Here is a 15,085-nt window from a genome sequence, read left to right as displayed (position 1 = left end):
ACGTTTGCACTTATTTTCCCTTATCATTTAGACTAGTCAACTATGCACTCTATTCTAGCGGTGTTTCCAGACAGATTCAATACTGTTTCACAAGCTTGACATCATAAATAACTGGGATGTCCATCCCCAAGGAGGAAGAGTCATGTTATTAGAAGCGATTTACCATCAACCAAAATCACAGTACGCCTATGCTTATGATAATGAAACCTTGCATATCCGCGTGCGTACGAAACGGAATGATATGGACCAAGTGTCCGTTGTTTGGGGAGATAAGTACGATTTCGTTCCCGAAAAAATTACCACGACGAAAATGGAAGTCTTTGCTAAGGACACGATGTTTGACTATTACCAGGTCGCAATTAAACCACCTTTCCGACGATTTGCGTATGCTTTTAAGTTTGAAAAAGATGATCGCACCGTGTTTTGGAACGAGGTTGGTTTCAATGAAGACAATTTGAGTTCGTCCGGCGTTGGCATGCTTTGGTCTCCTTCTGGAATGTTTGAATATCCATTCCTCAACAACGTTGACGTAAACTCTCCTCCTGAATGGGTCAAAAATGCGGTGTTTTATCAGATCTTCCCTGAGCGTTTTGCTAATGGAGATCCATCACTAAATCCTAAGAATGTCCAAGCTTGGACACACGATGCTGTGCCAACTCGCGACAACTTCTTTGGTGGTGACTTACAGGGAGTAATCGATAACCTTGATTATTTGAAAGAACTTGGAATTACGTGTATTTATTTCACTCCTTTTTTCGAAGCATTCTCAAACCATAAGTATGACACGATTGATTATTTGAAAGTAGATCCTCAATTTGGAGATAACGATACAGCGAAGAAATTAGTGAAAGAAGCGCACAAAAAAGGAATAAGAATCATGCTCGATGCAGTGTTCAACCACTCTGGTTACTTCTTCCCACCGTTCCAAGATGTGTTGAAAAACGGAGAGAAGTCCCGATTCAAAGACTGGTTCCACATTAAAGATTTCCCAGTTATAACCGATCCACTGAATTATGATACATTCGCATTCGTGCCTGAAATGCCAAAACTTGACACTGAACACCCTGAAGTGAAGGCCTATTTACTTGAAGTCGCTCGTTATTGGGTAGAAGATGTTGGTGTCGACGGCTGGCGTTTAGATGTAGCTAACGAAGTTGACCATCAATTCTGGCGTGATTTCAGAGCTACAGTGAAAAAAGCGAATCCAGATGCTTATATCCTAGGAGAAATTTGGCATAATTCCATGGCTTGGCTCGGTGGCGATCAATTTGACGCAGTCATGAATTATCCAGTGACAAACAGCATTATTGATTTCTTCGTTAAAGATGAGATCGATGCTGAATCCTTTATGGGACGCCTCGATGCGATAGAAATTTCCTATCCGAAGCAAGCGAACGAAGTGGCATTCAACTTGTTGGATTCCCATGATACTCCTCGGTTATTAACGATTGCTGATGGAAACAAACAACGGATGAAACTAGCGGCACTGTTCCAATTGACTTATACTGGAGCGCCTTGTATCTATTACGGAGATGAGATCGGCATGGACGGTGGCGGTGATCCAGGCTGCAGAAAACCGATGATCTGGGAAGAGGAGCACCAAGATCAAGAAATGTTCCATTTCTACAAAACATTGATCCAGCTTCGAAAAGATCACTCAGCTCTTCAAGATGGGACATTCCGCTTCTTGTCAGCTGAAAAGGACAACAAATACGTTGCCTTTGAGCGAACCGGTGATCATGAACGCTTTATCATCATCATGAATAGCAGTGAGTCCAAACTAAAAGTTGAGTTGGCTGATATTTCTCAAGGAACATTCCGAGATGTCCTTAACAATGGTCGATACGAAGTGAAAAATCGTAAAATTTCAGCAGAACTAGAGCCTTTGAGTTCAGTGATTTTAAAAGAAATGTAGACGTCTGTGAACGTATACTTTTTTCACCGTTAAGCCATACTGGAAACACAACAACTAGAATCCGCTAAATTTAACCAGTGGTCCCCTACCTGCCTTTCCCCTTTGTGCAGGTAGGGGATTTTTTTCAGCGTCAACTGTTCAATCTTTGTCTTCTAAGAAATACTGCAAAATGATGTCGTGTAATCCTGGTAAGTTTTCGTGGCCGAAATCAGGATAAAGTTCCAACTTTTTCAGAGAGTGGATCTTGTTGAACGCCGCAAACTGCGTGGAAGGTGGGCAAATTTCATCCATTAAGCCTGTGGCCATCAATGTTTCTGCCTGAATTCGGTCAGATAAATGCTGAATATCGATGTAACCTAGTTTTTCAAACACGGCTTCGTGACGTTTGTGCTGCGGATCAAACCGTCTGAAGTACCGCCTGATATCTTGATAAGCGTCTATAGCTAAGTCCATTTGCCAAACACGCTGATAGTCTGACAGAAATGGATAAACGGCCGCAATTTTTTTCATACGAGGCTCTAGGGCGGCGCAAGCAAGAGTAAGACCTCCACCTTGCGACCATCCTGTGGCAACGACCTCATTCTCGTCTATGTCTGGGAGTTCCATAACAATGCCAGCAAGCTGAGCCGTATCGAGGAACACGTTCCGATAAAACAATTCGTGCTTATCATCAGCTAATCCTCGAGTAATATGACCTTGCAACGTGTTCCCTTTCACTCCCCCTACATCTTCAGAATCCCCGCCTTGGCCGCGAACATCCATGGCAAATACGGCGTAGCCAAGAGCTGCATAGTGAAGCTTGCTGCTCCAGTCTCCTGAGTCCATGCTGTACCCGTGAAATTGCAAAATAGCAGGCAGTTTTACGTTCGCTTCTGTTTTAGGCTTCACATATTTAACGTGAATCCTCGCACCCTTTACTCCAGTAAAATACATATCGAAGCATTCGGCAAAGGGAACTTGAAAATCACTCTTAGCTAGCTCCACTTCAGCATGTGTTGCTTTCATTTCAACGAGTGCCTGCTCCCAATATTCATCAAAATCAGCAGGTTTCGGGTTCGTTCCTTGATATTTTTTTAATTCGGATAATGGTTTATCAATGGCCGGCATGTCCCAGTCGCTCCTTCTCTAATGGGTGATTAGGTACTTGTCTATAATTGCTTTCCACTTTTGCTTTCGCGGCAAAAGCGTTTCGTGAATAAAGCGCATCCTCTGCTGTTCATCTGGAAAAACCTCGTCGACATTCACTGCCCAACGAACAGCCTCTTGAAATTTTGTTAAATGATTCATTGCATCACGATCATGATGCATAATCGATTGGATCGTTAAGTTCTCCTCATTATAGGGAATCAACCCTAACATGACACTTTTCAGCAGTCTATCACCAATATCGTGATCGTCTTTAATATAACACTCGCTAACATATTGGATCGCACTTTCCACTTCTGTCAGTAAATCCTGATAGTTTTTCAAAAACGTTTGTTGTGCTTCTGTTAATTCAGTTGAAATAACACTCCACCTCCAAAGGATTAATTGATGTTTTCTATTTTAACAGAATGTAGACTGGGACGGGAGTTTCACTCATATAGCGGGTCTTAGTTCGTCATTTAGTAGTGGAGTGGCTTCCTATAGCGCGTGTCTCGTGCTATAGCGCGTGGATCCTTTCTTATAGCGCAGGCGTCGCCTCGCATAGCGCGCAAGTTCCTTCCTATAGCGCCCGAATGCACTCACATAGCGCACCCCCTGCATTTAACAAATTCTTGACAAAATCCGCACACTCTCCCCTCCATAAAAAAAGCGATCAGCGACTTTTTTCAGTCACTGATCGCTCTTATTATTTTCTAAACGTCGTATGGGCAACGCCCGCCGCTGCGGCAGCTTGCTTCGCTTTCGCATACGGGTTGTTCCCCACTGGTGCTTTCGCATATGGATTAGCAGATTTAGATGCCGCGCTCACAATAGTCGGTCGCTCTGATTCAGTAGAAGCAGGCTTTTCCACTGCTTTTTTCTCAGGCGTGATTCGTCCCACGGCTTGCCCATGAGTTGAGCCGACACTCTTTCCTGACCCATGACGCTGTTGACGGTCTAATTTGATGACTTCTTTCCAAGTGTCACGGAATTCAACAACGAAACGCTCCGCCTCTTTCAGTGCTTCTAGATCGCTTCCTGTATTTGCGTCTACCAATTTAGACATGATGAAATCATACATCTGCATCATGTTTTGACTCACAGCCACATCGGTGTTTAGGGTCACCATCAGCTCACGAATAATGTTCTGCGCTTTAATTAAATTTGTATTTTTTTCTTCTATGTTATTGTCTGTGATTGCCTTTTCGGCTCGCTTGATAAACTTCAAGCAACCATCATAAAGCATTAGCGTCAGCTCACCCGCCGACTTCGTTTCAACCGAAGACTGTTTATACGTCGCATACGGATTATTTACTGCCATGCCATCGACACCCCTTCATTTCTATACTACTCTCTACATTAAGTCAGACAGACCTAGTCGTTTTGTCATGGTCATCTATATTTATTATCGGTCAGGCGCCACCCATTTTTAACAGAAAATAAAAAAAGACTCGAGAAATTTCGAGTCTTCCTTGCCTTACACCTTCTCGTCAATAATAATCCCAGCAAACTCAAGCATCGACGAAATCATATCGAGAAATTCCTTCGGGGGAATCTCTTTCACAACCTCTTCCGTCTGCTGATCAATTACCTTGATCATCGTCCGGTTCAATACCTCATGCTGCTCGAACTGAAGAGACGTGGAACGAAACGGACTCAAATCATTCATCGCTTCCATCGCTGAATCCAAGTCCGCCTGTGACCATTCTTTCCCCTGTATCCGGGACTCATGTTCCGCCAGCCTTGACGACGTGTCCACACTTCCCTGTGCCTCACTACTTTGACGACCTTGCGTCGGGCCTCGCTCCGACTTCACTTGCTGATGCAAATCATTTACTGAAATCGAGCCCATTGATCTCACTTCCATGTGTATCAACTCCTACTCTTGGCCTATCTCTTTCGTTATATCGGCAAGCTTTATGAGTTTTTATAGCTTTTATTGAAAAATCACGGATAATGAATCGAAATGAAAGATCTCTTCCTCACACTGCCTATTTTTTCGAATCAAAAAACACTCCATCGGCGGTCGGTCCATCATAGGGATTCTCGTACTTCTTCCCTGTTGATTTTCGTTTCTTTAATTGGTTAATATCCATACGGATCTCACCTTGAACTGCCTGCATTCGCTCATTCACCCGCTCATTCATCTCAATCAGTTCGTTGGCTAACTTCGTCTCTTCTTCTCCTTCAGGCCTTTTCAATTGATTCAGTAAAGCTTGACGCTTACCTAAATAAGAATCAATCGTTTCAATATAAGCTTCTCTTCCCTCGTCTTTTGGCAACGGCTCGGCTAAATGGTCGTGCAGTTGTTTCGTTAGCTGGTGCAAGTCGTGTAATACCGACATGGTTTGCCTCCAATCTTATGTAAAAAGCAAAGCTAATGGCTTTGCTTTCAAGTTCTGTTTATTTACATGCCGCCATACATTTGGGCAAACAGTGATTCTGCTTGAGCGTTTGCTTGAGCGACAGCCTTTTCCATGGCGTTAAATTGAGACCAGTAACGTTGTTCTACTTGTTGCATCCGGCGCTCAAAATTGGAAATTCGATCTTCTAAGTTGTTCATTTGTCTACCTAATGTAAATTGGTGATTCAAATTCCTGCCGCGAAGACCACCTGCTGTTTGAGAAATTTGATTAATGAGTCCGTCAGCACTTGCTCGCACTCGTCGCGCCAAACCTTTATCAGCATTCGTCGGACCATCGGCAGCAAACAATTGGAATACTGCTTCGGCATCCGTCTCAATCGCTTTTCGCAATTTATCCTCATTGATCTCAAGCTTCCCACCATCACGGAAATTATTCGTTGTGGTGATACCAATTTGCGCGATTTGATTAAATGCAGACTCCAAGCCTGTATTTACTGGGGTATACATATCCGATCGGAACGTATTAAATCCACCTTGAAGAGTCCGGTCATTTCGAAGCAAACCGCTCATCGCTTTTTCTTCCCACCGCTCAATCTCCCGGTCCGTCATGGCATCCTTTTGATCGTCGGTTAATGGGCGATAATCGCGGTAAAATTCCTGACTCGTCTTCTCATTGGTCATCTCAACAAGTTCATTATACTCATCCACAAAACTCTTGATCGTATCCATGATTTTATCTACGTCCGTCGAGGCACCAATCGTTACCGAATTCGCCCCCTTTTCGAAGGTTTGCTGCAATGTCATGGAGACACCGTTCATTGTGAACGTATTTGATTGACGATGTGTCTCAAGACCGTTCACAGTGAAAACTGCGTTTGTTCCTGCTTTTTCCTCATTATTATCTAATTTCAAACCTTTAGAGAAGAAATCTCCAGAAAAAGTGATTTCATTCCCGCCAACTTCTGGGTTGAAGTTTCCTGTTTGTGTTCTGCTAATCGCCACCTTGTCAGAAAACTCATCGTAAAACACATTGATGCCAGAGGCTGATTTGTTCATTTCAGTCATGACCTGAGCGAGTGTCTGGTCCCCTGTAAATGTAAAGGATTCCGTCACTGCTTCACCCTTTGCATTATAGGTTGTGATTTCCGAAGAGGTAAATAAATCGTCTCCTTCGCCTTCTGTAAACGCCGTCACTTCTACCTTGGCTTTTGCTGCTATTTCTTTCCCAAAGATGAGTTGATTGTTAGAACGATCAACCATGACTTGCGTAGCGGTAAGCTCCCCGTCGAATCCTTCTTCCACGATTTGGTAGGACACGCCATTCACTTTGACCACGACCGTGTTCGGATTTCCAAGCTCTGTGTTCAAATCGATGTTTGTATGTTTCTGGTCTACCGTGATGACTTGTCGATTAACGATCCCTTGTTGCCAAAAGCTATCTGCAAAAGGTTGATCCTTCATTTTTTTCGTCGGATCGATTTTATCTCCGTCAGAAATCGCTTCTGAACTAGCATTCGTTGCCGCCGTAGCCAATGACTTTACTTCACTGACCGTAAATGTACCAGTTCCCGCGCTAGCTGTGGCCGTCGCTTTCACCAACTGTTCGTTTGAGCTTGAAGCTGATTTAGCCGTCATATTCGATCGCCGCAAAATCGTATCAAAAATATTCGTTCGAAACTGATCCAGCTTCAAATTGATCTCCCGATACTGATCCATTTTCCATTCCATTTGCTGCTGATCTTGTTTCATACGGTCCATTGGCATCCGCTCAGCTCGCATTAAATCCGTCACCATCTGATTAATATCCATACCTGTGGCAAAGCCTGAAAGACGCATCTCAACCACTCCTCATCTATTATTCTGTTGTCTATTCAGTTTTATTTATGTGCTTGACTTAAGATAGTTTTCATCTAATAGATATATCGGTCAATGGAGAAGGATTGTTTATGGTTATTTGTAATCATCTGAAAGTAGTACATCTATTGCTTATCCCTTTTTAATAGTGGTTTGTACTCCATCGACATGGATGCAGCAATTGTTTTTCTGAATTGGATAAAAAAAAGAACTAACCAAAGCTAACACTTTGATCAGTTCCTTCATAAATTAATACTTTACATTTGTTGCCCCATGCCACCCATTTGAGACATCATTTGTTCTGCTTGGGCATTGGCTTGAGCCATGGCTTGTTCCATCGCTGTGAATTGAGCCCAATGACGTTCTTCCACTTGTTGCATTCGGCGCTCGAAGTTAGAAATACGATCTTCTGCTTGGTCAATTTCGCGACCAATCGTAAATTGTTGATTCGATGCCATTTCAGATCGTCCCGCACGGTTTGAAATAAGATCAATACTTCCGCTTAAAGAATCTCGAATCCGTCTTGCGATCCCTTTATCTTCCGTTTCTTCACCATCTGAGGCGAACATTTGATACACCGCTTCGGGATCTTGTTCAATGGCTGAACGTAACTGAGCTTCATCTACTTCTAGCCGTCCACGATCTTGATAATTGCTCGTCGTTGTTATACCGATTTCAGTTACTTGAGAGAAGCTTTGATTGGGGTCATCTGGATTCACCGGTGTGTAGAAATCTTGACGCATTTGATTCAAGGCTCCCGTCAGCATGCGATCGTTACGAACCAAGCCACTATGAGCTCGTTCCTCCCACATTTCCACTTCGCTCTCTGACATTTCTCGACGCTGCTCATCGGTCAACGGCGCATAGTCACGATAATATTCTTGAGAAACTTTCCCATCGACCATCTCGATTAATTCATTATATTCATCTACAAAATCCATCACTGTATCGAAAATCTCATCAGTATTGTTTGCTACATTTAACGTGACCGGATCAGTGAATTCGTTATTGAGTGAAATGTTTACACCATTGATTTCAAAGTCATTACTCTGACGTTCCATATCTAAACCGTTGAATTGAAATGTTGCATTCTGAGCACCTGCTTCAGAACCTTGGTTTAACTGGAGAGTACCCGTTAAGAATCCACTGCCAACTAATTCTCCGTCTTCATTTGCCGTACCAAATACGATTTCTTGACCGTCTTCGTTAGGGTTAAAAACACCGGTTTCAGTTCTGGAAATAGACACTTGCTGACTGTTATTATCATAGAATGTTTGCACACCTAATTCAGAAGTGTTGATTGCACCTAGAATATCATTTAAACTATCCGATTGATCAAATGAAAATTCCACCTCAACTGGGTCACCGCTTTCATCAAATGTTGTCATTCCAAATTCAATTTCACCTTCTTCATTTAACGTAAAGTCACCCTCTAACCCATTCCGTTGCTCGTATAAACTTTGACTGGGATCAAACTCATCGTCGGTCGATATCCTATCATCACTGAAATTATACGCCGACTGAGCCCGCTCCACATTTGAGATGGTATAAGTACCATTGGCCGCTCCTGCACCAGCGGTTCCACTGACGGCTGCTTCATTTGAACTAGTTACCTGCTTTGAATCCATGCTGGAACGACGCATGACACCATCGAAGGTGTTATTACGAAATTGCATGAATTCGCGATTCACTTCGCGGTAATCAGCCATTTTTAAAATTAATTCTTGTTGATCTTGCTGCATTTTTTGAAGTGGCTGCCGTTCGGCTTTCATTAAGTCCCCAACCATTTGATTAATATCCATTCCGGAAGCAAAGCCTGAAAGTCTCATCGAATCACCCTTTTTTAGGTGGTGTCAGGCACCACCTGGTTATTGTAAAAATATAAAAAAAACAGAAAAAAACGTGAGAATCTCTCACTCTTTTTTCTGTTTTCAGTCACTCCGATTCATTCTTATTAGTCATATCGGATTGTTGAAAGGATTGTTTAGTTTTTTCGATGAATTTCTTCATAAAGTCTATTGAATCGTTTTCTTTAATGAATAGTGAAGATCATTCACTTCCATTTTTAACTGATTCATCTTCAGTTGTATCTGCGTTCGTTGGTATGTTAGATTCTCATCCGTTGCTTACTCCGCGATAAATTTCATATATCTCAGCCTATCTTCTATTTGTTGATGAAGGTCCTTTTCATACTTAATCCTCTCAAGTTCAGTTTTCAAAAACGTTCGACGTTCATCAGACATAGGCACAGCTCCTTCGTGTAATCTTAAGAATTCTTTCTTCTACCATATTATATTCTCTCTTCATCATGACTAGAGATCTGAATCAATGAAAAAATTCTTTTCAACCACCCTTATATGCGTTATAATGAACAAAATACGTTCTATTTAACGAATGGAGGTATCGGTAATGGACTTAAAAGGCCCCTCGTCAGATCAAGTGCAAGCTCGATTTTCACTCAGTTCTCCTTTTGTAGCGAATAAAATGGTGAACGAACTCATGCGTCTGTTACCTGATCCTCGCGTGCCAATTGTAGTCGTTTGTATTGGAACCGATCGCTCTACAGGCGACTCCCTCGGACCTTTGACAGGAACTTTACTGAAAGAAAGAAGACCGGGTCATTTACATGTGTACGGAACGCTTGAAGAACCGGTTCATGGGAAAAACCTTGAACAATATTTAGCTCTCATTCACGTTAATCATCCCGATGCCTTTATCGTTGCTGTTGATGCCTGTCTCGGTCGTGCCACATCTATCGGCAATATTGTGATCGGCGAAGGACCTTTGAAGCCCGGGGCAGCCATGAACAAAGACCTCCCAGCTACAGGGAACATCCACATTGCCGGCATTGTGAATGTGGGCGGGATGATGGAATTTTTAGTTTTGCAAAATACACGCTTGCATCTCGTGTTTAGCATGGCTCGAAAGCTTAGCGAGACGCTGAAAAGAGTGGATCGAGAAGTCATGAGAAGGAAAGAAGAAGCACCAGTTTACTCGGACACCGTAATTTTCCCGAAGGCATTTAACGAAAAAAAAAGCAGAGAAAATATAAGAAACTAAAAAAAGATCAGAGGAGCGTGGTGCTTCTCTGATCTTGACTTGATTATATTATTCATCTTCCGCTTCTAATTCACCATCATCAAAAAATTCAAGTTCTACTTCTAGTTCATCGTAGTCTTCTTCTAAATCAAACGCATCAATCACAGCAGAAAATACTTCTTCTTCGCTGCTATCAGCCGTTAAATCAAGTTGCGTGAGCTTGCCTTCCAGCTCATCCAACGCTTCTTGACCTTCCATTTCTGTGTCGGCACCGGCACGGGAATCTTCAATCTCCGCTTCAGGGTTACCATCGTTATATTCATATTCCACTTCATATTCACCATCAGCATATTCAACGTCTAGTTCAAACTCATGAAAGTTTAAATCTTCATACCACGCAGAAGCGTCATTATCTTCAGCGTTAGTTTCTTCGTTTGTGTTCATGTTATTTTCGTTGTTATTTCCTTCATTAGTGTTCATGTTGTTGTCGTTTGAATTGTTATCTGTGTTAGTAATATTCTCTGCAGCGTTATCCGCCTCGCCGATCGTATCGTTTGGAGCCTCATTGTTATCGTCCGTACCACAAGCAGCTAGGCCAATAGCTAACACCGCTGTACCTATAGATAATCCGTATTTTTTCATGTTCAATCCATTCCTTCCTCTGTTAAATCAGTTTGCTCGGTGACTCTACCCACGGGGGAGTTCTTATTAAACATGAAATTTCCATATGTTTTTATATTCATTCTGCCATTGTTCAAATCGTTTACAACGCATCGACATAATCTTTAAGCTAAAAGTTATCAACTCCTTTTTCCTAGCGTTACTCTCTTTTCTACCGATAAAACCCTTTATCGACCTCTTTTCACTCTCAATCCTTTCACTTCTACCGATAAACCAACTTATCGGCTCCTTTTTCCTTATGCTGCTCTCTTTGCTACCGATAAAACCTTTTATCAACCTCTTTTCAACTGCAACCCTCCCACTTCTACCGATAAATCAACTTATCGACTCCTTCCCCCCACTACTCAAAAGAAAAAGAGCAACCTGCAGAGGCTGCTCTTAAACTTCAATCTATTAAATTCTCTATTTATTCACTGCTGCTGTTTTTTCTAATCCGCTTTCTAGTCGTTCAGACAAGAAATCGACTAAATGCACGGCCCTTACGCTGTCTTCCAATCCTTCTCGCTTAATTCAAAACAGCCAAGATTTGTAGTGACGATCGTATGAGCTCTCATTCCTTATTCATAACTTTTCCCAGTACCGTACGGATATAAGACCCCTTCATCATAGTTAGGAATCGTCACTGGTAGTTGTCCTGTAGGGTTATTTTCGCCAAAAATTGTATCTGCCGTAGCTTTGAAACTAGAATCTCTAAACCCGTACTGTGCTATATAGGCATCGACATCTTGGTAACCAATAATGTCGTATGGGTTTCGGATTCCTACTCCAACCACATTCTCTTTCATCCCGAGAATCTGATTAAAGACTTGCATATTTGCATTTCCTGGTGAGCTGCCTGCTACATTGAATGTATAGGAGCCGATAATAACCTGATCAGCATTTTCTATTAGAGTTTGTTGCTCAGACGTCAATTGACTTTGACCGCTTAGAGAGAGGGTCGTAACATGATCATGATGCTGCTCGATGGCACTTGCTAATCCTCCTAAGAAGGAAGTACCCACCACAACTATTTCATCACTATCATCTAATTCAAGAGGTAATACATCTTCGTTTTTCACAAGCGTAATGGATTTCTCAGCTACTTCTTTTTCAACAGCTCGATGAGCATCAGATCCGATTGTTTCAAGAGCTTCTTGTACCTGCTCTTCGCGATCTGTTGGTTCGTATGTCTTGAAGATCCCTCTTTCTACTTTCAACGTGAGAATTCGCTTCACCGATTGATCGATTTCCTCTTGGGCTATTTCGCCTGTCTCCACGGCATCAAGCACACCTGAGACGACTTGTTCTAGACCCACTGGCATAAGAATAATATCTGCCCCTGCATTAATTGCTCGAATCGCTGCATCTACAGAGCCAAAGTGATCCGTGATCGCATTCATATTCATCGCATCTGTCATTACAACGCCATCATAGCCCATTTCATCCCTCATTAAGTCTGTTAATACTTTACGGGATAATGTAGCCGGGATGGAAATTTCAGTTCCATCTTTTTGTGAAATCGCCTTGCTTCCATCAATTTGTGGGAAGGTTACGTGGGCTGTCATAATCGCGTCAATCCCGTGATCCATCGCTTGTTGAAAAGGGTATAATTCTACTTCTAGTAATCTCTCTTTGTCATGAGGCACTTCTGGTAATCCTAAGTGAGAATCCACGGCCGTATCCCCGTGTCCAGGAAAGTGTTTCGCCGTTGCCGCTACACCGTTCTGCTGTAACCCCTCAATATAACTGACACCCATGTCTGCTACTAATTCAGGATCTTCCCCAAATGAACGTACACCAATCACCGGGTTGTCAAAGTTATTATTGACGTCCACAACTGGAGCCAAGTTGGTGTTTATGCCTAGTGCGGATAATTCTGCACCAATCACATCCCCTACTTGAGTCGCCAATTCTTGCGAGCGTGTGGCACCTAAGGCCATGTTCCCAGGCATATGAGTTCCAGTCTGGAGTCTTGTTACGATTCCTCCTTCTTGGTCAATCGTTAACAATAACCCAAACTTTTCTGCTGCTTCTTGATAATCACTTACTAAATGGCTGGTCTGTTCCGTTCCCACAACATTTTCTGCAAATAAAATGACCCCACCTAGATGATATTCTTCCACTAACTGCTCAATTTCAGGAAGCATTTCTGTTACGTTTTGCCCATTGAAGTTTCGGAAGTCAGGCATCATCATTTGCCCTACTTTTTCTTCAATCGTTAATGATTCCATGGCACGATCAATAATCTGATAGCGATCGCCTGTTTCTTTCAAGACTTCGAAACTATTTGGCGGGCTTCCTTGTCCACTTTTTTGGGAAGAATCTGGTTTCACGTGTAGACCAATTCGATCACTGAAACTACCGTCTGATAGAGTGATAAAGGTTCTTCCTCTTTGACCTGTGAATTCCACATGTCCATCCTCATCGACAGTAGCTACATTGCGGTTCGATGATTCCCAACTTAAATCTTCGGTCACTTCTGTGTAATGGCCCTCAGGTTGTAAGTAAAGTGCCTGCAAATCCAATGTTTGATCTGACACTTCAGGATCTACCTCAGGTACGTTCTGGTAGATAATCAAATCCTCAGGGTCACTTTCACTTGCCGCCCCCGTTGGCTGTACTCCTACTGCCACTTGAGAAATCATTAATACAGCTACAAGCAAGATCATTTTAAATTTCATCACATTCCATCCCCTCTCTTAAAACTCCATTGAATTACTTAGCGCAAACCATTTTTGCTCGGATGTTGGTCGATTGCATCCACCACTTGTTGAACGACCTGCTCTCGCCATGGATTAATTGAACCGGCTTCTCTCGTTGGATGCACCCTGTTTGTCAAAAAGATCACGATCGTTTCCCGGTCTGGATCAATCACAAACGACGTACCTGTGAAGCCTGTATGACCAGCAGTAAATGGAGACGACATCGCTCCCATAAACCAACTTCGATCCAGGTGCCAGCCAAGCCCTTGAGCAAGGTGGGATTCATCGGTAATTTGGTTCGTTAACATTTCAGTAACCGTCTCGTCTTTTAAAATTTGAGCTTGTCCATACGTACCACCGTTTAAGATCGCTTGTGAAAATATAGCCATATCTTCCGCTGTACTAAAAATACCAGCATGACCGGCTACCCCATTTAGCGAGAAGGCATTCTCGTCATGAACAGATCCCCATACCATGCCTCTATCTAAATATGGTTGTGGTTCTGTAGCGGCAATACGGGTTTGCAAGCTCGCATCGGGATTGAACATCGTATCCTTCATGCCCAGCGGCTGGGTGATCTGTTCAGCAATATAGTTATCTAGTGTTGTGTCAGCGACCTTTTCTATCACCTTTCCTAAAAGGATCATGTTAAGATCACTATAAACATAGACAGTTCCTGGCTCATTTACCGGATCCGTTTCGTAAATGGCTTGTAGTCGTTCTTCTAATGTCGGATAAGTATAAATGGGAATCCACGCTGGCAATCCAGATGTATGAGTCAACAACTGGCGAATCGTCATTTCGTTACTCTCATCTACTTCCGATAAGTAACTAGCCACTTGTTCATCTAAATCTATCAATCCTTTTTCTACTAACTGCAAACTAGCAACAGACGTGAAAATCTTTGTGATCGAGGCCATATCGTAAATCGTATCGGTCTCGGTGGCAATTTGCTCTTGTTCAGAGAGCAATGCGCTATCTTCGTCGTATTTCAACGCATGCCCATACGCCTCATGTTTAACGATCGTCCCATCTTTGACTACTAGGGCCACCGCACCGGGGTATTTCTCTTCCTCTATTCCTGATTCAATGACATCATCCATTTGATCGATATAAGAGGGTAACATTTGCACCGATTGAGGATTCCCTTCTCTTAATAGGCTGTTTGGTTTGCCAGCTCTTTCCCAAGCTTTCGCCCACTGGGGAGGATTAGCTTGTGTAGGGAGAAACCCTGGGGCTCTTTCTTCCATCAGTTCTTCCTCAATAGAAGGTTGAACGGTCTCATTTGCAAAAGTGAGATGAGGAGAGAATGAGAGGGAAACGAGAAGCATCACACATATAGACAACCAAGAAATTCTTCTTATTTGTAAATACATAAATTCCTCCTTTTTGAATGAAAAGGTACCTCCATCGTGGTTTTAAAAG

Annotated in this window: 11 protein-coding genes and 1 pseudogene; 2 read left to right on the top strand and 10 right to left on the bottom strand. The window is 42.6% G+C overall.

Going from position 1 to position 15,085, the window contains the following annotated elements; all coding sequences use genetic code 11:
* Window positions 1-142 precede the first annotated feature (142 nt).
* The gene (locus CR194_RS14350; protein WP_110610367.1) at window positions 143-1,915 is read left to right on the top strand and encodes an alpha-glycosidase; all 1,773 of its coding nucleotides are present in this window, start codon (window positions 143-145) and stop codon (window positions 1,913-1,915) included.
* 138 nt (window positions 1,916-2,053) lie between these two features.
* Here CR194_RS14350 and CR194_RS14345 read toward each other — a convergent pair whose 3' ends face one another.
* The 7 genes and pseudogenes from CR194_RS14345 to CR194_RS14315 form a co-directional block, all read right to left on the bottom strand.
* Complete coding sequence (locus CR194_RS14345) at window positions 2,054-3,022, bottom strand: alpha/beta fold hydrolase (RefSeq protein ID WP_110610366.1); 969 nt, start codon at window positions 3,020-3,022, stop codon at window positions 2,054-2,056.
* Window positions 3,023-3,040: 18 nt separating this feature from the next.
* Entirely contained in the window at window positions 3,041-3,385 is a 345-nt protein-coding gene (locus CR194_RS14340; protein ID WP_110610365.1) for a hypothetical protein, read from the bottom strand.
* Window positions 3,386-3,971: 586 nt separating this feature from the next.
* Window positions 3,972-4,361: pseudogene (gene fliS, locus CR194_RS20600) on the bottom strand (flagellar export chaperone FliS); the annotation flags it as partial.
* A gap of 156 nt (window positions 4,362-4,517) precedes the next feature.
* Window positions 4,518-4,907, bottom strand: coding sequence for a flagellar protein FlaG (locus CR194_RS14330; protein ID WP_110610363.1), 390 nt, complete (start codon window positions 4,905-4,907; stop codon window positions 4,518-4,520).
* 124 nt (window positions 4,908-5,031) lie between these two features.
* Entirely contained in the window at window positions 5,032-5,385 is a 354-nt protein-coding gene (locus CR194_RS14325; RefSeq protein WP_110610362.1) for a flagellar protein, read from the bottom strand.
* Between the two features lie 62 nt (window positions 5,386-5,447).
* The gene (gene fliD, locus CR194_RS14320) at window positions 5,448-7,241 is read right to left on the bottom strand and encodes a flagellar filament capping protein FliD (RefSeq protein WP_110610361.1); all 1,794 of its coding nucleotides are present in this window, start codon (window positions 7,239-7,241) and stop codon (window positions 5,448-5,450) included.
* A 275-nt stretch (window positions 7,242-7,516) separates the two neighbouring features.
* On the bottom strand, window positions 7,517-9,088 hold the full coding sequence (locus CR194_RS14315; RefSeq protein ID WP_110610360.1) for a flagellar hook-associated protein 2: 1,572 nt from the start codon (window positions 9,086-9,088) through the stop codon (window positions 7,517-7,519).
* A 580-nt stretch (window positions 9,089-9,668) separates the two neighbouring features.
* On the opposite strand from CR194_RS14315, the gene yyaC reads away from it, so the two are divergent.
* Window positions 9,669-10,319 carry a spore protease YyaC gene (yyaC, locus tag CR194_RS14310; protein WP_199228179.1) on the top strand — a complete coding sequence of 217 codons (651 nt, stop codon included), beginning with the start codon at window positions 9,669-9,671 and terminating at the stop codon, window positions 10,317-10,319.
* 48 nt (window positions 10,320-10,367) lie between these two features.
* Here yyaC and CR194_RS14305 read toward each other — a convergent pair whose 3' ends face one another.
* The 3 genes from CR194_RS14305 to CR194_RS14290 all read right to left on the bottom strand — a co-directional run bounded on the left by CR194_RS14305 (window position 10,368) and on the right by CR194_RS14290 (window position 15,036).
* Complete coding sequence (locus CR194_RS14305) at window positions 10,368-10,940, bottom strand: YusW family protein (protein WP_233254384.1); 573 nt, start codon at window positions 10,938-10,940, stop codon at window positions 10,368-10,370.
* A 596-nt stretch (window positions 10,941-11,536) separates the two neighbouring features.
* Complete coding sequence (nagZ, locus tag CR194_RS14295; RefSeq protein WP_110610356.1) at window positions 11,537-13,639, bottom strand: beta-N-acetylhexosaminidase; 2,103 nt, start codon at window positions 13,637-13,639, stop codon at window positions 11,537-11,539.
* A gap of 38 nt (window positions 13,640-13,677) precedes the next feature.
* Window positions 13,678-15,036, bottom strand: a complete 1,359-nt coding sequence (locus CR194_RS14290; protein ID WP_110610355.1) for a serine hydrolase domain-containing protein — start codon at window positions 15,034-15,036, stop codon at window positions 13,678-13,680.
* Between the last annotated feature and the right edge of the window lie 49 nt (window positions 15,037-15,085).

Origin of the sequence: Salipaludibacillus keqinensis, from assembly GCF_003226325.1 — a bacterium.
GTDB classification, from domain to species: domain Bacteria; phylum Bacillota; class Bacilli; order Bacillales; family Salisediminibacteriaceae; genus Salipaludibacillus; species Salipaludibacillus keqinensis.
The sequence above is the reverse complement of the archived record's forward strand: the minus strand, read 5'-3'. Positions and strand labels throughout refer to the sequence as shown.